At 66.7% G+C, this 21,933-nt stretch carries 20 protein-coding genes and 1 tRNA gene; 14 read left to right on the top strand and 7 right to left on the bottom strand.

Annotated features, from left to right (window positions below; genetic code table 11):
- Nucleotides 1-13: 13 nt before the first annotated feature.
- The 3 genes from AC3IMC_RS19970 to AC3IMC_RS19960 are packed head-to-tail and all read left to right on the top strand — an operon-like array spanning nt 14 to nt 2,214.
- Entirely contained in the window at nt 14-673 is a 660-nt protein-coding gene (locus AC3IMC_RS19970; protein ID WP_490920641.1) for an NUDIX domain-containing protein, read from the top strand.
- Nucleotides 673-1,710 carry a site-specific tyrosine recombinase XerD gene (gene xerD / locus AC3IMC_RS19965; RefSeq protein WP_490920640.1) on the top strand — a complete coding sequence of 346 codons (1,038 nt, stop codon included), beginning with the start codon at nt 673-675 and terminating at the stop codon, nt 1,708-1,710. The genes AC3IMC_RS19970 and xerD overlap by 1 nt, the downstream gene beginning before the upstream one ends.
- Nucleotides 1,711-1,731: 21 nt before the next feature.
- Nucleotides 1,732-2,214: an 8-oxo-dGTP diphosphatase gene (locus AC3IMC_RS19960; protein WP_490920638.1), complete on the top strand. Its 483-nt coding sequence runs from the start codon at nt 1,732-1,734 to the stop codon at nt 2,212-2,214.
- Between the two features lie 118 nt (nt 2,215-2,332).
- Here the strand turns inward: AC3IMC_RS19960 and AC3IMC_RS19955 are convergent, their stop codons facing one another.
- The 4 genes from AC3IMC_RS19955 to AC3IMC_RS19940 all read right to left on the bottom strand — a co-directional run bounded on the left by AC3IMC_RS19955 (nt 2,333) and on the right by AC3IMC_RS19940 (nt 6,609).
- Complete coding sequence (locus tag AC3IMC_RS19955; protein WP_490920637.1) at nt 2,333-3,472, bottom strand: bifunctional 2-methylcitrate synthase/citrate synthase; 1,140 nt, start codon at nt 3,470-3,472, stop codon at nt 2,333-2,335.
- A 62-nt stretch (nt 3,473-3,534) separates the two neighbouring features.
- Nucleotides 3,535-4,437 carry a methylisocitrate lyase gene (gene prpB, locus AC3IMC_RS19950; protein WP_490920636.1) on the bottom strand — a complete coding sequence of 301 codons (903 nt, stop codon included), beginning with the start codon at nt 4,435-4,437 and terminating at the stop codon, nt 3,535-3,537.
- Nucleotides 4,437-5,957, bottom strand: a complete 1,521-nt coding sequence (locus AC3IMC_RS19945) for an MmgE/PrpD family protein (RefSeq protein ID WP_490920634.1) — start codon at nt 5,955-5,957, stop codon at nt 4,437-4,439. The genes prpB and AC3IMC_RS19945 overlap by 1 nt, the downstream gene beginning before the upstream one ends.
- Nucleotides 5,950-6,609 (bottom strand): GntR family transcriptional regulator, encoded by a 660-nt coding sequence (locus AC3IMC_RS19940; RefSeq protein WP_490920632.1) that lies wholly within the window; start codon nt 6,607-6,609, stop codon nt 5,950-5,952. The genes AC3IMC_RS19945 and AC3IMC_RS19940 overlap by 8 nt, the downstream gene beginning before the upstream one ends.
- Nucleotides 6,610-6,782: 173 nt before the next feature.
- On the opposite strand from AC3IMC_RS19940, the gene AC3IMC_RS19935 reads away from it, so the two are divergent.
- Entirely contained in the window at nt 6,783-8,687 is a 1,905-nt protein-coding gene (locus AC3IMC_RS19935) for a propionyl-CoA synthetase (protein WP_490920630.1), read from the top strand.
- Nucleotides 8,688-8,717: 30 nt separating this feature from the next.
- On the opposite strand, the gene AC3IMC_RS19930 is transcribed toward AC3IMC_RS19935, so the two are convergent.
- Together AC3IMC_RS19930 and AC3IMC_RS19925 are read right to left on the bottom strand one after the other, a co-directional pair.
- Nucleotides 8,718-9,434, bottom strand: coding sequence for a response regulator (locus AC3IMC_RS19930; RefSeq protein ID WP_490920628.1), 717 nt, complete (start codon nt 9,432-9,434; stop codon nt 8,718-8,720).
- Nucleotides 9,431-11,065, bottom strand: a complete 1,635-nt coding sequence (locus AC3IMC_RS19925; protein WP_490920626.1) for a sensor histidine kinase — start codon at nt 11,063-11,065, stop codon at nt 9,431-9,433. Before AC3IMC_RS19925 ends, AC3IMC_RS19930 begins: the two co-directional genes overlap by 4 nt.
- A gap of 158 nt (nt 11,066-11,223) precedes the next feature.
- Here AC3IMC_RS19925 and AC3IMC_RS19920 point away from each other — a divergent pair, with 158 nt between their 5' ends.
- The 10 genes from AC3IMC_RS19920 to AC3IMC_RS19875 all read left to right on the top strand — a co-directional run bounded on the left by AC3IMC_RS19920 (nt 11,224) and on the right by AC3IMC_RS19875 (nt 20,823).
- The gene (locus AC3IMC_RS19920; RefSeq protein WP_221387462.1) at nt 11,224-12,570 is read left to right on the top strand and encodes a cation:dicarboxylate symporter family transporter; all 1,347 of its coding nucleotides are present in this window, start codon (nt 11,224-11,226) and stop codon (nt 12,568-12,570) included.
- A 230-nt stretch (nt 12,571-12,800) separates the two neighbouring features.
- Nucleotides 12,801-13,700: a ParA family protein gene (locus tag AC3IMC_RS19915; RefSeq protein ID WP_221387463.1), complete on the top strand. Its 900-nt coding sequence runs from the start codon at nt 12,801-12,803 to the stop codon at nt 13,698-13,700.
- A gap of 7 nt (nt 13,701-13,707) precedes the next feature.
- Nucleotides 13,708-14,523: a segregation and condensation protein A gene (locus AC3IMC_RS19910; protein ID WP_490920623.1), complete on the top strand. Its 816-nt coding sequence runs from the start codon at nt 13,708-13,710 to the stop codon at nt 14,521-14,523.
- A gap of 14 nt (nt 14,524-14,537) precedes the next feature.
- Entirely contained in the window at nt 14,538-15,179 is a 642-nt protein-coding gene (gene scpB, locus AC3IMC_RS19905; RefSeq protein ID WP_490920653.1) for an SMC-Scp complex subunit ScpB, read from the top strand.
- 111 nt (nt 15,180-15,290) lie between these two features.
- The gene (locus AC3IMC_RS19900) at nt 15,291-16,490 is read left to right on the top strand and encodes a pseudouridine synthase (RefSeq protein ID WP_490920621.1); all 1,200 of its coding nucleotides are present in this window, start codon (nt 15,291-15,293) and stop codon (nt 16,488-16,490) included.
- Nucleotides 16,491-16,493: 3 nt separating this feature from the next.
- Nucleotides 16,494-17,603 (top strand): prephenate dehydrogenase, encoded by a 1,110-nt coding sequence (locus AC3IMC_RS19895; protein ID WP_490920619.1) that lies wholly within the window; start codon nt 16,494-16,496, stop codon nt 17,601-17,603.
- On the top strand, nt 17,603-18,316 hold the full coding sequence (cmk, locus tag AC3IMC_RS19890; protein WP_221387467.1) for a (d)CMP kinase: 714 nt from the start codon (nt 17,603-17,605) through the stop codon (nt 18,314-18,316). Before AC3IMC_RS19895 ends, cmk begins: the two co-directional genes overlap by 1 nt.
- A gap of 31 nt (nt 18,317-18,347) precedes the next feature.
- Nucleotides 18,348-19,025 carry a lysophospholipid acyltransferase family protein gene (locus AC3IMC_RS19885; RefSeq protein WP_490920652.1) on the top strand — a complete coding sequence of 226 codons (678 nt, stop codon included), beginning with the start codon at nt 18,348-18,350 and terminating at the stop codon, nt 19,023-19,025.
- Nucleotides 19,026-19,035: 10 nt separating this feature from the next.
- A complete protein-coding gene (gene der, locus AC3IMC_RS19880; RefSeq protein ID WP_490920616.1) occupies nt 19,036-20,586 on the top strand; it encodes a ribosome biogenesis GTPase Der in 1,551 nt (516 codons plus the stop codon).
- Between the two features lie 160 nt (nt 20,587-20,746).
- A tRNA-Pro gene (locus AC3IMC_RS19875) sits at nt 20,747-20,823 on the top strand.
- A gap of 164 nt (nt 20,824-20,987) precedes the next feature.
- Here the strand turns inward: AC3IMC_RS19875 and AC3IMC_RS19870 are convergent.
- Nucleotides 20,988-21,933, bottom strand: a 946-nt coding sequence (locus AC3IMC_RS19870) for a polysaccharide deacetylase family protein (protein WP_490920614.1), incomplete at its 5' end; no start/stop codon positions are given.

The following is a 21,933-nucleotide window of genomic DNA, read 5'->3' as shown; positions in this document are numbered from 1 at the left end:
AAAGGACGGCGCGATGCCTGGTACACACGAAGCCACCCCTGCCAAACAGGTTTCGGATGCACCAAGCCCGCGCCGTCTTTTGTCTACCGAGAAGGTGTACCAGGGCCGGATCTGGGATGTGGTGAGCGATACGTTCCAGCTCTCCGATTCCGGCGACGCCCTGACCCGGGACTACATCGACCATCCCGGGGCGGTGGCAGTACTGCCCATGAACGACGAGGGCCAGATCCTCCTCCTGAAGCAGTACCGGCATCCGGTGGGCATGGACCTCTGGGAGGTCCCGGCAGGCCTGCTCGACGTCGAAGGCGAAGATTTCGTGGTGGGGGCTGCCCGCGAGCTGGCTGAGGAAGCAGACCTGGCGGCCGGTACGTGGAATGTCCTGGCCGACGTCTTCAACTCCCCGGGCTCCTCCAGTGAAGCCATCCGGATCTACCTTGCCCGTGACCTGACCGAGGTACCGCACCACGAGCGGCACGAACGCACGGACGAAGAAGCCGAAAGCGAGTTCCACTGGATCGGCCTGGACGACGCCGTAGCATCGGTTCTGGCCGGCCGCCTGCACAACCCGTCCGCCGTCGTCGGAATCCTCGCCGCCGCGGCCGCCCGCGCAGGTAACTATGAAGGGCTCCGCCCCGCCGACGCCCCCTGGCCCGCACACCCCAGCCAGCGCTGATGGTCAGTGCTTCGGTAAGCGCCGGTCCATCGGCTGAAGCGGTACCGGCGGTGGAACCTGCTCCGACCGCGACAACTGCCGGCGCGGCCCCGCCGGACATTCCTGCTGCCATTGACCGCGGCATCACCGACTACCTGCAGCACATGGGTGTGGAACGGGGACTGGCAGCCAACACGCTGGCAGCCTACCGCCGCGACCTGGCGCGCTATGCGCGCTTCCTGGCCGCGGCCGGGTGCCAGCGACCGGAGGATGTCACCCGCCACCACGTCACCGGGTACGTGCGTGCCCTTGCAGACGGGTCCGACGGCGGCTCGGCACTTGGGGTGCGGTCGGCAGCACGGACGGTGGTGGCGGTCCGAGGGCTGCACAAGTTCTGGGCGTTGGAGGGTTACACGCCGGCCGACCCCGCAAGCGACGTCCACCCCCCGATGGCCGGCAAACGCCTGCCGAAGGCCATCAGCGTCGACGAAGTCACCAGGATTCTCGAGGCCGCGGGAACGGATACAGCCACGGGGCTGCGGGACCGCGCCCTGCTCGAATTCCTCTACTCCACCGGTGCCAGGATCAGCGAGGCCGTGGGACTGGACGTCGACGATGTCTCCCTGGCAGAGCCGGACGCCGGACCCGCGATTGTCCGGCTGTTCGGCAAGGGATCCAAGGAACGCATGGTGCCCCTGGGCTCCTACGGCGCACGCGCGCTGGACGCCTACCTGGTGCGCGGCCGGCCCCTGCTCGCCGCCAAGGGCAAGGGGACGCCGGCACTGTTCCTCAATGCCCGGGGCGGCAGGATCAGCCGGCAGAGTGCCTGGACCATGCTGAAGGCGGCGGCGGAGAAGGCCAACATCACCCGCGATGTTTCACCCCACACCCTTCGGCATTCGTTCGCCACGCACCTGCTCGAAGGCGGTGCGGACGTCCGGGTGGTGCAGGAACTCCTGGGCCACGCATCGGTGACCACCACCCAGGTGTACACGCTGGTCACGGCCGACACCCTGCGCGAAATCTACGCCGCGGCCCATCCCCGGGCACTGGGGTAACGGCCGGTTGGAGGTTCCGGGATGAGTGCGGCTGCTGTGACCCTGTGCTTCCTCCTGCGGGAGGGGGAGAACGGGGCCGAGGTGCTGCTGGGACTGAAGCAGACCGGTTTCGGCAAGGGCAAGATCGTGGGCATCGGCGGCCACGTGGAGCCGGGAGAGAGCGACGCCGAAGCCGTCATCCGGGAAGTGCTGGAAGAGACTGCGGTGGTGCTCCGCCAGGAGGACCTGGCAGACGCCGGCACCGTCCGCTTCGTTTTTCCCGCCAAGCCGGAATGGAACATGGCCACCCGGCTCTTCACGGCCCGGACGTGGGACGGCGAGCCAACGGCAAGCGATGAAATCCTGCCCGAATGGTTCAGCGTCAGTTCACTGCCGGTGGACCGGATGTGGCAGGACGCCGACCATTGGCTTCCCGTGGTGCTTGAAGGGGGCAGGGTCAACGTCGTAGTCACGATGCACACGGACAACGAATCCGTGGCATCCTCGGAAAGCCTCTTGGACTGAGCAAAGCCTCCTGGACTGAGCAAGCCTCCCGGGCTGACGGTTAAAAGGCCGACGGCGGCCGGGCACCAAAGTGCCGGACCGCCGTCGTACGTCCCTCAGGTGCTTCCCGGCAGGGACGTTATGCCAGGTGCCGCTCCTCGTGCCCGTTGTATTCGCTCAGCGGCCTGATCAGCGAGTTGGAGTCCAGCTGCTCCATGATGTGCGCTGTCCAGCCCGTGATGCGGCTGGCCACGAACAGCGGAGTGAAGGTCTGCGTGTCGAAGCCCATCAGGTGGTACGTCGGCCCCGCAGGGTAGTCGAGGTTCGGCTTGATCGCCTTCGCCTCGTCCATGGCGGTCTCCAGCCCCTGGTAGAGGCCCAGGATTTCCGGGCGGCCGTAATGCGCGATCATCTTGTCCAGGGCGGCCTTCATGGTGGGCACGCGGGAGTCGCCGTGCTTGTAGACACGGTGGCCGAAGCCCATGACCTTCTTCTTCTGCGCCAGGGCGTTTTCCATCCAGGCCTTCGCCCGGGCCGCGGCGTCTTCGAGGGACTCCTCCTGCCGAATGCCGATTTCGTCGAAGGTGTGCATCACGGCTTCGTTTGCGCCGCCGTGCAGCGGCCCCTTCAACGCTCCGATCGCGCCGGTGACGGCGGAATGCAGGTCGGAGAGCGTGGAGGTGATCACGCGGGCAGTGAAGGTGGAGGCGTTGAAGGAGTGCTCGGCGTACAGGATCATGGAGACGTTGAAGGCCTCGACCACCTCCGGGACCTGTTCCTCGCCGAAGGTCATCCACAGGAAGTTGGCCGAGTAGCCCAGGTCATCGCGGGGCTCCACCACATCCTGCCCGTGGCGGCGGCGCTGATCGTAGGCCACCACTGCAGGCATGGCTGCGAACAGGTCCACGGCCTTGGCCATGTTTGCCTCACGCGAGGAGTCCTCCGCCAACGGGTGGCGTGCCCCCATCACGGAAGCCGCCGTCCGGCACACGTCCATCGGGTGCGACGTCGTGGGCAAGGCGTCGATGACCTGCTTGACCACCGGGTCCAGGGCGCGGCCGCCCCGTTCCCGAGCGGTGAATTCTGCCAGCTGATCCTGGGTGGGAAGTTCGCCGTTCCAGAGCAGGTACGCCACCTCCTCGAAGCTGCACCGGGCGGCCAATTCCTGGACGGGATAGCCACGGTAGAGCAACGAGTTCGTCTCCGGGTTGACCTTGGAAACCGCGGTGTAATCCACCACGACGCCGGCAAGGCCCTTTTTGATCTCATTTTCAGCCACGCTGAAACTCCTTTGTTCCTCAAGCCTGTTGTCCGGCTGCTGCCGGCAATCCGGTGGTTTGTTTAGGTGCCGGGGATCTGGAAGTTGAAGACCCCGGTGTCAAAGCGGTTGTAGGCCTCATAGTCAACGAGGTCGTAGAGCCGGGCACGGGTCAGCATGCTTGGAACCTGCGCCTCCTGGGTGCCGTCGGATTTGATCGATTCCAGAGTACGCTCAGCGGCGCCCATGGCACTACGGAGCAGCGTTACCGGGTAGATGACCATGTTGACACCGACGCCCGCCAGTTCGTCCACGGTGAACAGCGCGCTCTTGCCGAACTCTGTCATGTTGGCCAGGATCGGCACGTCGACGGCATCACGGATCGCCTTGAACTCGCTGAGGTCCTTCATGGCTTCAGGGAAGATCGCGTCCGCCCCGGCTTCGACGAGGGCCCTGGCACGCTGCTTCGCCGCCTCCAGCCCGTCGATGGCACGGATGTCGGTCCGGGCCATGACCAGGAAGTTCGGGTCCCGCCGGGCGTCGGCGGCGGCGCGGATCCGCTTGGTGGCGGTCTCCAGGTCCACCACGTTCTTGCCGTCCAGGTGGCCGCAGCGCTTGGGGTTGAACTGGTCCTCGATGTGGCAACCGGCCAGGCCGGCATTTTCAAGCTCCTGGACTGTGCGCGCCACGTTCATCGGCTCGCCGAAGCCGGTGTCGGCGTCGACGATGGCGGGCAGGTCCGTCATGCGGGCGATCTGCCCGGCCCGGGTGGCTACCTCGGTGAGGGTGGTCAGTCCGATGTCCGGCAGGCCGAGGTCGTTGGCGAGGACAGCGCCGGAGATGTACACCCCGGCGAAGCCTTTTTCCTCGATCAGCCGGGCGGAGAGCGGGTTGAACGCGCCCGGGAACTGCTGGATGGTTCCGGAGGACAGCAGTTCCCGGAACCTGATCCGCTTCTGCTCCGGGGTGGTCTTGGAGTACAGCATCAGAAGAGTCCCTTCGGCGCCGCGGCCAGGTCGATGACGCCCGGGGCGGCGGTGATGTTCAGCTGGTCCAGTTCGCCGGCGGCGAGGTGGGGGAGTCGCTCGACGGCGGCGAGGAACCGTTCGATTTCCGCCTCCTCCACGAGGCCGGCGGCGAGGGTGCGGAACTTGTTCACGTACTGCTCGCGGGCGAAGGGGCGGGCACCCAGCGGGTGGGCGTCTGCGACGGCGATCTGGTCGGTGATGACGGTGCCGTCCTTGAGCGTGACCTCGACGGAGCCGCCGAAGGCCTTCTCGGAGATGTCCAGCGAGTGGTAGCGGCGGGTCCACTCGGGGTCTTCCACAGTGGTCACCTTGTGCCACAGCTCCACCGTGTCGGGGCGGGCGGCGCGCTGGGGGGCATAGGAGTCAACGTGGTGCCAGGCCCCGTCCTGCAGGGCGACGGTGAAGATGTAGGGGATGGAGTGGTCCAGGGTTTCCCGGCTCGCGGTGGGGGAGTATTTCTGGGGGTCGTTGGCGCCGGAGCCGATCACGTAGTGGGTGTGGTGGCTGGTCCTGATCAGCACGGATTCGACGTTGGCGGGATCGGTGGCCTCGGGGTGTTCGCGGTGGAGCTTGCGGGCCAGGTCGATCCAGGCCTGGGCCTGGTATTCGGCGGAGTGTTCCTTGGTGTAGGTGTCCAGGATGGCTCGCTTGGCTTCGCCGGGGGTGGGAAGCGGGACCATGTAGGACGCGTCCGGGCCGTCGAGCATCCACGCGATGACGCCGTCTTCACCTTCGTAGATGGGCACGGGGGAGGTCTGCCCGCGCATGGCCCGGTCTGCGGATTCGATGGCCATCTTGCCCGCGAAGGCCGGGGCGTGGGCCTTCCAGGTGGAGATTTCACCCTTGCGGGACTGCCGGGTGGCGGTGGTGGTGTGCAGTGCCTGGCCCACGGACTGGAAGATGGTTTCGACGTCGAGGCCCAGCAGGGTGCCGATGCCGGCGGCTGCGGAGGGGCCCAGGTGTGCCACGTGGTCGATCTTGTGCTTGTGCAGGCAGATGGCCTTGACCAGGTTCACCTGGATCTCGTAGCCGGTGGCGATGCCGCGGACCAGGTCCTTGCCGCTGGAGCCCACGTGCTGCGCGACCGCCAGGATCGGCGGGATGTTGTCCCCGGGGTGGGAGTAGTCGGCCGCGAGGAACGTGTCATGGTAATCGAGTTCGCGGACGGCCACGCCGTTGGCCCAGGCAGCCCATTCCGGGGCGACCCGTTCCTCGATGCCGAACACCTTGGAACCCTTGCCGCCGGTGCTGGGACCATGGGTGAGCGCCTGCGCACGTGCCGCGACGATCGGGGCGCGGTTCAGGGACGCGATGGCCACCGAAGCGTTGTCGATCACGCGGTTGATCACCATGTCGGTGACCTCGTCGGAGACCTCCACGGGGTCGGCGGCGACCTGGGCGATCTTGTAGGCAAGCTGGTCCTCGCGGGCCAGGTTTTCCTCGCTCTTGTAGACGCGGACGTGGTGTTCCTTAACCATGGTGCTCCTTCTGGTGCGGTACGTGGGTTGCTTTAACGTGGGAAAGGCTGCGGTGCAGGTGGATCGTGGTCGCGGCCTCGGCGAGCTTCGGGTTGCCCGCGGCAATCGCCTCGGCAATGGCAGCGTGCTCGGCGGCTGCTGCGGTCAGGCGGACGGCGTCGTCGGCTGCCAGCCGGCGGACCCGGACCAGGTGCACGCGCAGGCTGCGCATGGCCTGGGCCAGGTAGGAGTTGGAGATGGCGGCGTCGATGGCCGTATCCAGCCGTCCCACCAGTTCGTAATAGTCATGCAGGGCCGGGTTCGGCCCCCGGACCAGCTCCGGGGCCTGGAGCAGCTCGCGCTGCAGCTGCTCGAACGTTGCGCGGTCGCCGCGTTCGGCAGCCAGCGCGGCGGCCTTGCCCTCCAGGGTTCCGCGCAGTTCGAACAGTTCGTCAATGTCCTCAAGGGAAATATCGGTGACGACGACGCCGCGGCCTCCCGCCGCCGCCGTCAGGCCTTCCGCCGTGAGCCGGCTCAGCGCCTCCCGGAGCGGAGTGCGCGAGACGCCCAGGCGTTCGGACTGTTCCACCTCGGCAAGGACGGTCCCCGGCGCCAGGCGCCACTCGACAATGTCGTCCCGCAGGGCGACGTAGGCCTTGTCGCTGGCTCGCATCAGGGGCCTCCTTCCTCATTGACTCCACCAGTGTATACACAACCGAGCGAATAGCGAGGACTTTCTCGATTTTTCCCAGCGACCTTCCGGGTTATGTATACAAAGGTCTTGTGTCGCGTTGTTTCCTGGCGCTACCATGAGCTGCATCACAACGCCGTGGACGGGATAACTTGATGGTCACCAACAGCTACCGGGACACCTACCAGCGCAGTGTGCAGCAGCCGGAGGAGTTCTGGCTCGAGGCCGCCGGACAGATCGACTGGAGCACACCGCCGGTGAAGGCTCTGGACTCCAGCCGGGCCCCGCTGTTCCGCTGGTTTCCGGACGGTGTCCTGAACACCTGCCATAACGCCCTCGACCGGCACGTGGCGGAAGGCCGCGGTGCGCAGGATGCCCTGATCTACGACTCCGCAATGCTGGGCGTGCAGCAACGCTTCAGCTACGCGGAACTTACTGACCTCGCCGCCCGCTTCGCCGGGGTGCTGCGCAGCAACGGTGTGGGCAAGGGCGACCGTGTGGTGATCTACATGCCCATGATTCCCGAGGCCGCCATCGCCATGCTGGCCACGGCACGGCTCGGCGGGGTCCATTCGGTCGTGTTCGGAGGTTTCGCCCCCAAGGAGCTCGCTGCCCGCATCCGGGACGCGGATCCCGCAGTGGTCGTTACCGCGTCCGGCGGCATCGAACCCAACCGTCGGATCGAGTACCTGCCAGCCGTCGCAGATGCCCTCGCACTTGCCGGTGCGCTCGAAACCCCGGTGCTGGTCAAGGCGCGCGAGGATTTTGCGGCCTCGGCAGCCGACTACCCGGGCTGGCTGGACTGGGATTCGGAGATGGACCGGGCGGAGCCTGTGGCTCCGGTCGGCGTCGACGCCACTGACCCGCTCTATATCCTTTACACCTCCGGAACCACCGGTTCCCCCAAAGGCGTGGTGCGGGACAATGGGGGACACGCCGTCGCTCTCCGTTGGACGATGGAGAATATTTACGACGTCGGCCCCGGCGACGTGATGTGGACTGCCTCCGACGTCGGCTGGGTGGTGGGGCACTCGTACATCGTCTACGGTCCCCTGCTTGCCGGCGCCACCACCGTGCTGTACGAGGGCAAGCCGGTGGGGACACCGGACGCCGGTGCGTTCTGGCGCGTCATCCAGGACCACCAGGTCAATGTGCTGTTCACGGCTCCGACCGCGCTGCGGGCCATCCGCAAAGCCGATCCGGAAGCGGGACTGCTGGAAAAGTATGAAATCAGCAGCCTCCGTACGCTCTTCGCCGCAGGCGAGCGGCTCGACAGCGATACCTTCCAGTGGGCCTCCCGGACCCTGGGCGTGCCCGTGGTGGACCACTGGTGGCAGACCGAAACCGGCTGGGCGATCTGTGCCAATCCGCGCGGGCTGGAACAGCTGCCCATCAAGGCGGGGTCGCCGAGCGTGCCGATGCCCGGGTTCAAGCTGCGGATCCTTGACGGTGCCGGGGAGGAAGTTGAGCCGGGGACCGAGGGCAACATCGTGCTGGCGCTGCCGCTGCCACCGGGAACCCTGGCCACCCTGTGGCGCAACGACGAACGCTATGTTACTTCCTACCTGCAGGCTTTCGACGGCTGCTACGCCACGGGGGATTCCGGATACCGCGACGGGGACGGCTACCTGTTCGTCATGGGCCGCACCGATGACATCATCAACGTCGCCGGCCACCGGCTTTCAACGGGCGCCATGGAACAGGTCATCGGCCAGCATCCTGCGGTGGCGGAATGCGCCGTCATCGGCCTCGCGGACCCGCTCAAGGGCCAGCGCCCCAGCGGCTACGTGGTGCTGAAATCCGGGGTGGACGTTCCTGAGGAGGTCCTCGCCAAGGATCTGGTGGCACTGGTCCGGCGGGACATCGGTGCGGTGGCGGACTTCAAGCACGTGACAGTGGTGGGTGCCCTGCCCAAGACCCGCTCCGGGAAGATCCTGCGCAAAACCATGCGCCAGATAGCGGACGGGGAGGAGTATACGGTGCCTTCCACCATCGAAGACCCGGGGGTCATCGACCAGCTGATAGGTGCCCTTCGGGTGGGCAGGGAACAAACCGGCTGAGGACGCAGGCGGGGCGTGGAGCCGCCAATTTCACGGGCGGCCGCTCCAACGGTATTCGTTCTCGGGCCGGCCGGGGGTGCCGTAGCGGGCTGTCCTGGATACCGTCCCGGCGTCGGCCAGGTACTCAAGGTAGCGCCGCGCCGTGACCCGGGACATGCCAAGGGCTTCCATCACCTCGGTGGCCGAGACGGCTTCCTGCTGCCCGCGGAGGAAATCCTGGACGGAACCCAGGGTGGACGTTGACAGGCCCTTGGGGAGGGGCAGCTCGGACGGTGCCCGAAGGCTTGCGAATGCCTGGTCCACCTCGCTCTGCGAGGCGCCGCCCTTGCCCCCGCCGCCCCCGGAGCCGGCCAGTTGCCGGCGGAACTGCCGATAGCTTTCCAGCTTGTCCGAGAACGTGGCGAAGGTGAACGGCTTGATCAGGTACTGGACCACGCCGATCGCCACGGCGCTGCGGACAATGGCGAGTTCACGAACAGCCGTGATGGCGATGATGTCGGCCAGGATGCCCGCGGAACGCATGCGCCGGGCGATGTCCAGGCCGTGGAGGTCGGGAAGGTTCATGTCCAGCAGGACCAGTTCCACCGGCCGGCCGGCGGCCACGAATTCGTTCAGCAGCCGCAGGGCCGACTGCCCGTCGGGCGCTGTCCCCGCCAGCTCGAACCCTTCCAGCCGCTCGACATATGCTGCATGGGCTGCGGAGGCGATGGCCTCGTCCTCGACGACGAGGACCCGGATGTTGCTCACTGTCTCTGCTCCTTTTCCGGGGCCGCCGCAGCCGGCAGGAAGACCTCGAACTTGGCGCCGCGCCGCCCGTTGATGGCCAGCGTACCGCCCAGGCGGTTCACGGCCTGCCGGACCAGGGCCAGGCCGATGCCCCGGCCGCCCGGGCCCGGGGGTTTCGTGCTGTAGCCGTGCCGGAACATGTGCTCCGCGTCCGTGGCGTCGATTGCCGCGCCGGAGTCGTTGACAGCGATGTCCAGCCCTTCCTCATCGGATTCGACGGTCAGGTCCACCCGCCGCGGCGGGGCCCCGTCGGCGGCAGCGTCGATGGCGTTATCCAGCAGGTTGCCCAGGATGGTCACAAGGTCCTGCACGGCAACCCCCGGAGCCGCGCCTGAACCCAGGGTGGACACGTCCAGCTGTACGCCGCGCTCGTGCGCCTCGGCCACCTTGCCCATGACCAGGGCACCCACCACGGGCTCGTCGATGGAGCTCACCATGTCATCGGTCAGCCGCTGGCTCAGGGCCAGGTCCTGGGTTGCGAAGTCCAGGGCCTCCGCCGTCCGGCCAAGTTCCAGGAGCGAGACCATGGTGTGCAGCCGGTTGGCGTGTTCGTGGGTCTGTGCCCGCAGCGCATCGGACAGTGTCCGCATGGTCTGCAGTTCGTTGCCCAGCGCCTCGATTTCTGTCCGGTCCCGAAGCGTTGCCACAGTTCCATAGACAGGAACCTTCCCGCGTGCACCAGGGGACTTCGGACCCCTGGCCGGCCCCTGGTTCACCACCAGCACCCGGGAGCCGGTCAGGACTATCTCGTCCTTGGTGCTTCGTCCCGAATCAAAGAGGCTGCGGAGTTCGCCGTCCAGGGGCAGGTCTGCCAGCGACGGAGGCCGCGTGGGATCGTTGCTGCCGGTTTCGGGCAAGCCCAGCAGCTCTGCGGCCTGGTCGTTGTACATCACCACGCGCTTCCTGGCATCGATGAGGATCAGTCCCTCGCGGACCGAATGGAGCACGGATTCGTAGTAGGCGAACAGTTGCGCCAACTGTTCCGGCCCCCAGCCCCGGGTGACCCCGCGCAGGTACCGGCCCAGCAGCCAGGATGCCAGGGATCCGCCGACCAGCAGGGCGACGCCGAGGGCAAGCAGGGCGGGCAGGCGTCCGGCGAGGGCGACGTCGACGCTTCGGACGGTAACACCCGCAGCCACCAGCGCCTTCACCGTTCCCGCGGAATCCTTGACGGGGACGATGGTGCGCACTGAAGGGCCCAGTGTGCCCGCTGTGACTTCCGTAAAGGACCGTCCCTGCAGGGCAGCATCGATGGAGCCGATGTACGGCCGGCCCAGCTCCTCGTCCTTTGGGTGCGTCCAACGGGTCCGGTCCGGAGCCATGATGGTGATGAAGTCAACATGCGCGGCAGCGGCCACATCCCTGGCATACGGCTGCAGGAAGGCGGACGGGTCCTGCGCAGCTGCCGCCTGGAGCACCAGGGGATTGGCGGCGATGGACGCTGCCACCCCCTCCATGCGGCGGCCCTCCTCGTCGTAGGTCCGGTCCTTTGCATCCACGTACGCAGCCGTTCCCACAATGGCGATGAAGGAAATGACGATCAGCAGGTTTGCCAGGAAGAGCCGGCGCGCGATACTCCAGCGGTGGATCATGCGTACCTCCATCCGACCCTGCGGGTGCCGCGACCAATATGAACGCAACGGTGAGCTGGATCACGGGGTGCCCAATGATGGATATCACATTGCAAGGACGTGTTGAGCCCAGAGACTGCGCCGCAGCGTCTATCAGAATATCCACAAGGAGACACATCATGGCTTCTCAACGAGGAGAGTCGCCCGAGACCGCGACGCCGCGGCGCAAGGGACTGGACAAGTCGCATTACCTCTACATCGCCGTTATCGCCGCCGTCATTCTCGGCGCGGTGGTTGGCCTGCTCTTCCCGGAGGTGGGCAAGTCGCTCAAGCCCCTGGGTGACGGCTTCATCAAGCTCATCAAGATGATGATCGCACCGGTCATCTTCTGCACCATCGTCCTGGGCATCGGCTCCATCGCCAAGGCCGCCACCGTCGGCAAGGTCGGCGGCCTGGCGCTGGGTTACTTCATCATCATGTCCACCTTCGCGCTGGCCATCGGCCTCGTGGTCGGCAACCTCATCCACCCCGGTGAGGGGCTGAAGCTGACACCCTACGACCCCAACAAGAAGGCAGCCACGGACAGCACCGTTGACTTCCTGCTGGGCATCATTCCGGGTGACGTCCCCGTACTGCCCACCCTGCTGGCCGCCATCCTCGTTGGCTTCGCGCTCCAGAAGATGGGCGCCCAGGGCGCCCCGATCCTGAAGGCCATCGGCCACGGCCAGGCCCTGGTGTTCCGCATCCTCATCATGATCATGTGGCTCGCTCCGGTCGGCGCCTTCGGCGCCATCGCCGCCGTCGTCGGGGCAACCGGCGTCCAGGCCATCGTGAGCATGTTCACCCTGATGATCGCCTTCTACATCACCTGCGCCCTGTTCATCGTGGTCATCCTCGGCGGCCTCCTGCAGGTGGTGGCAGGCGTGAACATCTTCAAACTGATGAAGTACCTGGCCCGCGAGTACCTCCTGATCTTCTCCACCTCGTCGTCCGAGGCTGCCCTGCCGCGCCTCATCGCCAAGATGGAACACCTCGGAGTCTCCAAGCCCGTCGTCGGCGTCACCGTTCCCACCGGCTACTCGTTCAACCTTGACGGCACGGCCATCTACCTGACCATGGCCTCCCTCTTCGTGGCCAACGCCATGGGAACCCCGCTGGACCTCGGTGCCCAGATCTCCCTGCTGGTCTTCATGATCATCGCTTCCAAGGGCGCCGCCGGTGTCACCGGCGCCGGCCTGGCCACCCTGGCGGCAGGCCTGCAGGCGCACAAGCCGGAACTGCTGGGCGGTGTGGGCATGATCGTCGGCATCGACCGCTTCATGTCCGAGGCCCGCGCTCTGACCAACTTCACCGGCAACGCTGTTGCCACGGTCCTGATCGGCACCTGGGTCAAGGAGATCGACGGCGGACAGGTGGGCCGCGTACTGTCCGGCCAGGAGCCGTTTGACGAAGCCACCATGCTGGCCCACCACCACGGCGAAATGGCGCCGAAGGAAGAAGGCGCCCGCGAGGCAGCCAAGGCCTAGCCTTCGGCAGCACCTTCGCAAGAACCGCCTCCGCAGCCGTGCTGCGGAGGCGGTTTTTTCCATGGCAAGGGGCAACCTTCGACCTCAACTAGAGGGTAAAGGCTCAACATCCGCGGAAAGTCAAGTTCCCTCGGATACCGTGTCGGGCACGGTAACCTTGGGAGCAAGAACGAACGGCGCTGGCGAGCCAGCGGCAGGAAATCACCGTCATCGAAAGTGTGGACAGATACGTGAGCAGCGAACAGGGTTCGGCAACTCTGGAAGGCACGGAATTCGACCTGGATAACGCGGTGATGGGCCCCACGGGACGGCCACTGCGCGAGTTCCCCGAACCCGCGCCGCTGTCCTCCCACGGCCCGGCCCGCGTCATCGCCATGGTCAACCAGAAGGGCGGCGTCGGCAAGACCACGTCCACCATCAACCTCGCTGCGGCGCTCGCCGAGTATGGCCGCCGCGTCCTCCTGGTGGACTTCGATCCCCAGGGGGCGCTGTCGGCAGGGCTGGGCGTGAACCCGCACGAACTGGACCTCACCGTGTACAACGTCCTGATGGACCGCAAGGTGGACATCCGTGAAGCCATCCACCAGACCGGCGTGGAGAATGTCCACCTGCTGCCGGCCAATATCGACCTCTCCGCCGCGGAAGTGCAGCTGGTCAACGAGGTGGCCCGGGAGCAGGTCCTGGACCGCGCCCTCAAGAAGGTCGAGGACGACTATGACGTCGTCCTGATCGACTGCCAGCCCTCCCTGGGCCTGTTGACGGTCAATGCCCTCACGGCCGCCCACGGCGTCATCATCCCGTTGATCTGCGAGTTCTTTGCGCTGCGCGCCGTGGCACTGCTGGTGGAGACCATCGACAAGGTCCAGGACCGGCTCAACCCGCGGCTGCAGGTCGACGGCGTGCTGGCCACCATGTATGACGCACGGACACTGCACAGCCGTGAGGTCATTACCCGCCTGGTGGAGGCCTTCGGCGAGAAGGTATTCGAGACAGTCATCAAGCGCTCCATTAAGTTCGCCGATGCCACCGTCGCTGCGGAGCCCATTACCAGCTATGCCGGCAACCACGTGGGCGCGGACGCCTACCGCCGCCTGGCCAAGGAGCTGATTTCCCGCGGCGGCGCACCTTAGCCACGCCGTGGCCGATTCCAAACCCGGGTTCGAGGTACGGCTGGCCAACTTCACGGGCCCGTTCGACCTTCTCCTCGGACTGATCGCCAAGCACCAGCTGGACATCACGGAAGTGGCCATTGCCACCGTGACGGATGAATTCATCAAATACATCCGCAAGCTGCAGGATCTCGGCGAGGAATGGGCACTGGACGAGGCAAGCGAGTTCCTCGTGATCGCGGCCACGCTGCTCGACCTGAAGGCGGCCCGGCTCCTTCCGGCAGGTGAAGTGGAGGACGACGAGGACATCGCCCTGCTGGAGGCCCGGGACCTCCTCTTCGCCCGCCTGCTCCAATACAAGGCCTTCAAGCAGGTGGCCTCCCTCCTCGGCGAAACACTGCACCAGGAAGGCCGGCGTTTCCCACGGCAGGTGGGGCTGGAGGAGCATTTCGCCGCGATGCTGCCCGAGCTGGTCTGGAAACACACACCGGACCAGTTCGCAGCCCTCGCCGAAGCCGCACTCCGACCCAAGGCGCCGGCGGAGCCTCCGCAGGTGGCCCTCGGCCACCTGCACGGCAGCAACGTCAGCGTCAAGGAACAGGCAGAGGTACTGGGGCTGCGGCTGCAAAGGGAGTCGCCGCTTTCCTTCCGTTCCCTGATCGCCGACGCCGGTTCCACTTTGGTGGTGGTGGCGAGGTTCCTGGCCCTGCTGGAGCTGTTCCGCGACCGGGTGGTGTCCTTTGACCAGCTCTCGCCGCTGGCGGAGCTGGCCGTTCATTGGACCGCGGGAGGCCGGGACTGGTCCGCAGAAAACGTGAGTGAAGAGTACGAGGAGCAACCGTGAACCCGGAACCGGAAATGGAAGCAGGCAGTGATCCTGACTTCCTGGACCGTCCCGGCGGCGCCAAAGCCGCGATCGAAGCAGTCCTGATGGTCCTGGACCAACCTGCCACGGAGGAGGAACTTGCCGCGGGCGTGGGGCTGACGGTGGGGGAGGTGGGCTCCCTGCTGGCAGAACTCCAGCGTGAGTACAACGGCTATACTGTTAATGCCCCGGATATGGAAGACGACAGCCCAGCTGGCTTCGGCTCCAGCCCCCGGGGTTTTGAATTGCGGAACATCGCCGGTGGCTGGCGGATCTACTCCCGCGCAGAGTTTGCCGACGTCGTTGGCAAGTACGTGCTCGAGGGGCAGACCACCAGGCTCACCCAGGCGGCATTGGAAACGCTGGCGGTGATCGCATACCGCCAGCCCGTTTCCCGGGCCAGGGTGTCTGCAATTCGTGGAGTCAATGTCGATTCTGTCGTACGGACACTGGCCCAGCGCGGGCTGATCGAGGACGCGGGAACTGATCCCGAGTCCGGCGCACTCCTGTACCGGACCACCTCGTATTTCCTCGAACGGATGGGGATTGGTTCGGTGGAGGACCTGCCCCAATTGTCGCCGCACCTACCGGGGCTCGAGGGGATCTCAGAGTTCTACGACGCCGACACCATGTAGGCAGGAAAGCTCCTGCCTGCGCGAATATTTTTATCAGGGCAGACTAAATCTGCGCGGCTGGCTAGGGTTGTCTTTGGACATCGTGCCGGCCAATACATTGAAGGACGGGTCATGACACAGGCGGGACGCCAGGGTTCACCACGTAACGGTTCGGGACGCAGCGGCAAGGAACGCAGTTCCCAACAGCGCAGCCCGCAGGGCGGAAACTTCAGCGGGGGATCCCGCAGCACGGGCAAGCGCGCCTCCGGATTCGGCGGCGACCGGCCGCACCGCGCGCCCAAGTCGCGCGAGGAGCGCTTCATCGACCCCGATCTCGGTGGCCAGCCGGCACACGGGACGGAGGGCACCAAGGCCGCCAAGCCGTCGTCGCGCAAGCCCGCAGCGCGCAAGCCCGGCGCCAAGAAGGCGCCCGGAACCCCCGGCGCGCCCAAGCCCAAGCCGCGCACCGGTGCTCCCGGCGCGGCAGCCTCCCGTGCCTTCGGCAGCGAACGCTTCGGCCAGAACCTGGGTCCGGTCCGCAAGCCCGCACGGAAGAAGGGCCCGCGCGGCAATGTTCCCCAGTCAGAACTCCGCGATGCCGACGGCGTGCGCCTCCAGAAGGTGATGGCCTCGGCAGGAGTCGCTTCCCGGCGCGTCTGCGAGGAAATGATCGCGGAAGGCCGCGTAGAGGTGGACGGCCAGGTAGTCACCGAGCTCGGCGTCCGCGTGGACCCGAAGACTGCAGTGATCCACGTCGACGGGCTGCGGATCCAACTGGACGAAAACCTGGTCTACATGGTGTTCAACAAGCCGAAGGGCGTTGTTTCCACCATGGAGGACCCCGAGGGCCGCCCCTGCATCAGCGACTTCCTCAAGAGCAACAAGAACACCGGCGAACGGCTTTTCCATGTTGGCCGCCTGGACGTCGCCACGGAAGGCCTGCTGCTGCTGACGAACGACGGCGAGCTGGCCAACCGGCTCACCCACCCGTCCTACGAGGTTCCCAAGACCTACCTGGTCCAGGTCCGTGGGCCGTTCCCGCAGGGCATCGGCGCGCAGCTGAAAGCAGGCGTTGAACTCGAGGATGGCATGGCTGCGGTCGACTCCTTCCGGCTGGTGGACTCCACTCCCGGACACGTCCTGATCGAGGTCGTGCTCCACTCGGGCAAGAACCGCATTGTCCGCCGCCTCTTCGACGCCGTGGGCTTCCCGGTCCAGCGGCTGGTCCGGGTCAAGGTCGGCCCCATCGGCCTGGGAGACCAGCGCCAGGGCAGCATCCGCAACCTGGGCAAGCAGGAAGTCGGGCATCTGCTGGCATCCGTAGGACTCTGACCCATGTCGGCATTCCACAGCCACGGCCGCGGACACCTGAACGGACCGGTAGTGGTCATAGGTACGGGGCTTCTGGGGACCAGCATCGGGCTGGGCCTGCGCGGCCGCGGTGTCCCGGTGTTCCTGTCCGACCCCTCACCGACCAACCAGGCGGTGGCCGTTGATATCGGGGCGGGGCGCCCCCTGGCCGAGTTGGGCGATGCCACGCCTGAGCTGGTGGTCGTCGCAGCCCCGCCGGACGTCACCGCCCACGTGGTGCACCAGGCCCTGGAGACATACCCCGGTGCGGTGGTGGTGGACATCGCCAGCGTCAAAGCCAGCATCCAGTCCCGGCTCCGCAACGTGGGCGCCGACCTGTCCCGCTACGTCGGGACCCACCCCATGGCGGGGCGGGAAAAGTCAGGCCCGGTGGCTGCACGCGGCGAACTGTTCACCTCCATGCCCTGGGTGCTTTGCCCCTCGGAGGAGACATCGGCGCACGCCCTGCAGGTGGCACGGTCGCTGGCCTCCGACCTTGGCGCGGTTGTTTCACAGTTCACGGCCGACGAACACGACGAGGCTGTCGCCCTGGTCTCACACCTGCCGCAGGTGATGTCGTCGCTGCTGGCAAGCCGGCTGCAGGGCACGCCGCTGCACGCGCTGTCCCTCGCCGGCAACGGCCTCCGGGACACCACCAGGATCGCCGCCAGCGATCCCACCCTGTGGGTGCAGATCTTGGGCGGGAACGCGGCCAAGGTGGTCGAAATCCTCTACGGTGTCCGCGAGGACCTGAACCGGCTGATCGGAACACTGGAACACCCCACCGCGCCCGGAGCCCGGCTGGACCTTGCCCAGCTGATCAGCGAGGGCAACGCCGGCCAGGCGCGGATTCCGGGCAAGCACGGCGGACCACCGCAGGCGTACTCATGGCTCACCGTGCTCGTGGACGACAGGCCCGGGCAGATCGCCCAGCTGCTCACCGAAATCGGTGAAATCGGCGTGAACGTCGAAGACCTCCGCCTGGACCATTCGTCCGGGCAGAACGTGGGCATGGTGGAATTGTCAGTGTTGCCCAACAAGCACGACCACCTGATCGAAGCACTCAACGACCGCGGATGGCGGGTACTGCAGTAATGACACAGGAACTTCTTGACACCCTGCCCGCGCTTCGCGTTGGGCGGCCGCTGGTGGTTGCCATCGACGGGCCATCCGGCTCCGGCAAGTCCAGCGTCAGCAAGGAAGTAGCCCGCAGGCTGCGGCTCGCCTACCTGGACACGGGTGCAATGTACCGCGCCCTCACGTGGCACTGCGTCACCAACGGCATCGACCTCGAGGACGGCGCGGCAGTGGAGCAGGCTTCCCGCGACCTGGTCCTGGAACTAAGCACCAGCCCCAATGAGGAATTCGTCCGGGTGGACGGGGTGGACGTCACCGACGCCATCCGCGAGCCGGCTATCTCCTCGGCCGTCAGCTCCGTCGCCACCACCCTCGGCGCCCGGACCGAACTCATCCGGCGCCAGCGCGAGCTGATCGAAAAGCACCACCGCCGCATGGTGGTGGAAGGCAGGGACATCACCACCGTCGTCGCGCCCGGCGCCGAGGTGCGGATGCTCCTGACCGCCAGCGAGGAAGCGCGCCTGCGCCGCCGGGGTATCCAGCTGGGCGGAACGCAGAACGCCGAGCAGCTCGCGGCGCAGGTCACCCGCCGGGATGCCAGGGATTCCACCGTGGTCAACTTCACGCAGGCTGCATCCGGCGTGGTGACGCTGGACTCCTCCGACCTCGACTTCGAACAGACCGTCGACGCCGCCCTCGTGATAGTCACCAAGGTCCTCAACCGTGACTGACGGCAGGGCGGGCGTGCCGTCCGGCCTGACCATGGCGTGGAGCAGGCCGGTGGGCTGGGTCCTGGACCACCTGGTCTACCGGACCTCGGTGACCGGCAAGAGCAACGTCCCCACCGGGGGACCGGTGATCTTCGCCGGCAACCATATCAGTTTCCTCGACGGCCCCGTGATGTTCGGGGCGGCGCCGCGGCCCATGCACATCCTGGTCAAACAGGAGATGTTCAAGGGTTTCCTGGGGCGGGTGCTGACAGCGTCCGGCCAGCTTCCGGTGGACCGCAGCGGGGACCGTGCCGCGCTGCAGCGCTGCAAGGACGTGCTCGACGCCGGCAGGTGCGTCGGGATCCTTCCTGAAGGAACGCGGGGGAGCGGTGCGGCCGCGGACATCAACGGCGGCGTGGCCTGGCTTGCGCTGAACTCCGGGGCGCCCGTGGTGCCGGTCGCCATCCTGGGCACCCGGACCGGCCATGAGCACCTCGATTCAGTACCCCGGGCCGGGCGGCGCTTCCACGTCAGCTTCGGGGCGGCCCTCACCCTGTCCCGCCGGGCCGGCGAAAGCGGCCGTGCTTCAATGGACAGGGCGGCGCAGGAGATCCGGGCAGCGCTGGCGGGGCACGTCCAGGACACCGTACAACTCAGCGGGCAGCCCCTGCCCTTCGCTGAACATCAAGACTTGACAGCAGTAGCCGGGACGCCGGCAGATGACCACTAAGGACAGTGCAATGAGCGACACCACCCAGACTTCCGGATACTCCGGCGCGGACGACGACGAATACACTCCCAGCGGCGCCGACCAGGTTGCCGAACGGCTTGCAGCCATCGACGACGACGAAGCGGAGCTGCGGGCAGCCTCCCTGAGGGCGGGGCTGGAGGACTACGACCTCGATGAGGACGACGCCGCCCTGCTGAGTGGAGAGTACGGCGACGAGGAGTTCGAAGGCCCCGTCAAGCTGGACCCCGTGCTGGCCATCATCGGCCGGCCGAACGTGGGGAAGTCGACGCTGGTGAACCGCATCCTGGGCCGCCGCGAAGCCGTGGTGGAGGACACCCCCGGCGTCACCCGCGACCGCGTCATGTACTCGGCCAACTGGAACGGCCGCAACTTCACCCTCGTGGACACCGGAGGCTGGGAGCATGACGCCCGCGGCATCCACGCCCGTGTGGCCGAGCAGGCCGAGATGGCCGTGGAACTCGCTGACGCCGTGCTCTTCGTGGTGGACTCGGCCGTCGGGGCAACCGCCACCGACGAAGCCGTGATGAAGATGCTGCGCCGGAGCAAGAAACCGGTCATCCTGGTCGCCAACAAGGTGGACGACTTCGCTCAGGAAGCGGACTCGGCCGTTCTCTGGGGCCTCGGCTTCGGCGAGCCGTACCCTGTTTCGGCACTGCACGGCCGCGGCGTGGCCGACCTGCTGGACAAGGTCATGGACGTGCTGCCGGAGTTTTCCACGATCGAGGGCACTGACCGCTCCGGCGGCCCGCGCCGCATCGCCCTCATTGGCCGCCCGAACGTGGGCAAGTCCTCGCTGCTGAACAAGCTGGCCGGCTCCGAGCGGGTTGTGGTGGACAACACCGCCGGCACCACCCGCGACCCGGTGGACGAATTCATCGAACTCGGCGGCCGCACCTGGCGCTTCGTTGACACCGCAGGCATCCGGCGCCGCCAGCACATGGCGCAGGGCGCCGACTACTACGCCTCGCTCCGGACCCAGGCCGCCCTCGAGAAGGCGGAGGTCGCCGTCGTGCTCCTCGCCGTGGACGAGGTCCTCAGCGAGCAGGACGTCCGTGTCCTGCAGCTTGCCATCGAGTCCGGCCGGGCCCTGGTCCTGGCCTTCAACAAGTGGGACCTGCTCGACGACGAACGCCGCCGCTACCTCGAACGCGAGATCGAGCAGGACCTGGCCCACGTGGACTGGGCTCCGCGCGTGAACATTTCGGCAAAGACCGGCTGGCACAAGGACAGGCTGGTGCCCGCCCTGGACCTGGCCCTGGAGAACTGGGACAAGCGCATCGCCACCGGACGCCTCAACGCCTTCCTGGGAGAACTCGTGGCCGCGCACCCGCACCCGGTCCGTGGCGGCAAGCAGCCGCGCATCCTCTTCGGCACGCAGGCCTCCAGCAGGCCGCCGAAGTTCGTGCTGTTCACCACCGGGTTCCTGGACCCGGGGTACCGCCGGTTCATCACCCGGCGGCTGCGTGAGACCTTCGGATTCGAGGGCACGCCCATCGAGGTCAGCATGCGCGTGCGGGAAAAGCGCGGCCGGAAGCGCTGATCCTGGTGTTGTCTGTGACACACATGGTGCTGAAATCCGGAAAGTGTCATTCGCACCGCTCCGGATCGTGTAAGCTCTTCTAGGTGGTTCGGCCGGACTGCTGATGGAAATCCTCGGAGGAATCCCTGGGTGGAAGTTCAGCGGAGAACGGCGGAACCAGCGGGCTGTAGCGCAGCTTGGTAGCGCACTTGACTGGGGGTCAAGGGGTCGCAGGTTCAAATCCTGTCAGCCCGACCAATAAAGCGGAAAGCGCCGGAGAATCTCTCCGGCGCTTTCCGCTTTATTGGCATCGCGGTTATTACCCGGCCGAGCAGCATCCGTTGGACAAATCACCCCGGTAGCCGGGGGTGATTTGTCGAGATGGGGGTGTCCTTTCGGGAACGCGTCAGTACGGGGCCCAGTTAGCCGAGGGCTGCGTCCAGGGTGACGAAGCCGTAGCCTGCCGCCCGGAGCTGGGAGATCACTTGTGGGAGGGCCGCGGCGTCGAGCGTAGAGCCGTCGTCGGGGTTCGAGCCAAGGTGCATCAGGACGATCTCCCCGGGCTGCGCGGACGCCATGACGCGCTGGACGATGAAGCCCGGGCCGCGCGATCCGTTCATGGTGCCTTGCCAGCCCAGGGTGTCAACGGTCCACCGGATCGCCGCGTAACCCGCAGCGTTGACATCTGCAATCGTGCGGGAATTGCGGGCACCGAACGGGAAGCGGAAGAACGGGAGCGGTTCGCCCCCAGCGGCTTCAATGGTCCTCTGCGCGCTGCTGATCTCGGCCGCGATCTGGGCATCGGTCAGTGCCGTGAAGTCCGGGTGGGTCATGGAGTGATTGCCGATCCGGTGTCCCGAGTTGTAGATCAGCGCTGCATCCGAGGGGAACTGGTTGACCCAGTCTCCGGTGAGGAAGAACGTGCCCGGGACGCCGTTGCTGGCGAGCGTGCTGAGGATCGATCGGAGGGCGGCATCGTTGGCCCCGGCGTCGAACGTGAGCGCGACAACCTTCTGCGTGGTTGGGATGCGCTCAAGGTCGACGCCCAGAAGCCCCGGCGGGATGCTGGTGTAGATGACCTCGGTCCTGCCGCTGGCCGCGTGCCACAGGATGGAACCGTGCTGGAAGTCGTTGCGGCGCCCGCCCGTGATGCCGTACTCGCCGGTGATCGGGTACCCGAGCCGGCTGCGCTCCCAACCGAGGGCCGCCCACTGGGCCCGGATGGCTCCGTACACCTCGTGGGCTCCCGTGGCGGGCGACCAGTAGATGGACGAACCGTTGAAGTGGTTGTACCGGCCGATCCCGTCCGGGGTGCCGGTTTCGTCGGTCACAGGGAATCCGAGTATGCCAGAGGGCCCGCCGAGCTCC

This window comes from Arthrobacter sp. E70 (assembly GCF_058266945.1).
This window is presented reverse-complemented; position numbering and strand designations above follow the sequence as displayed.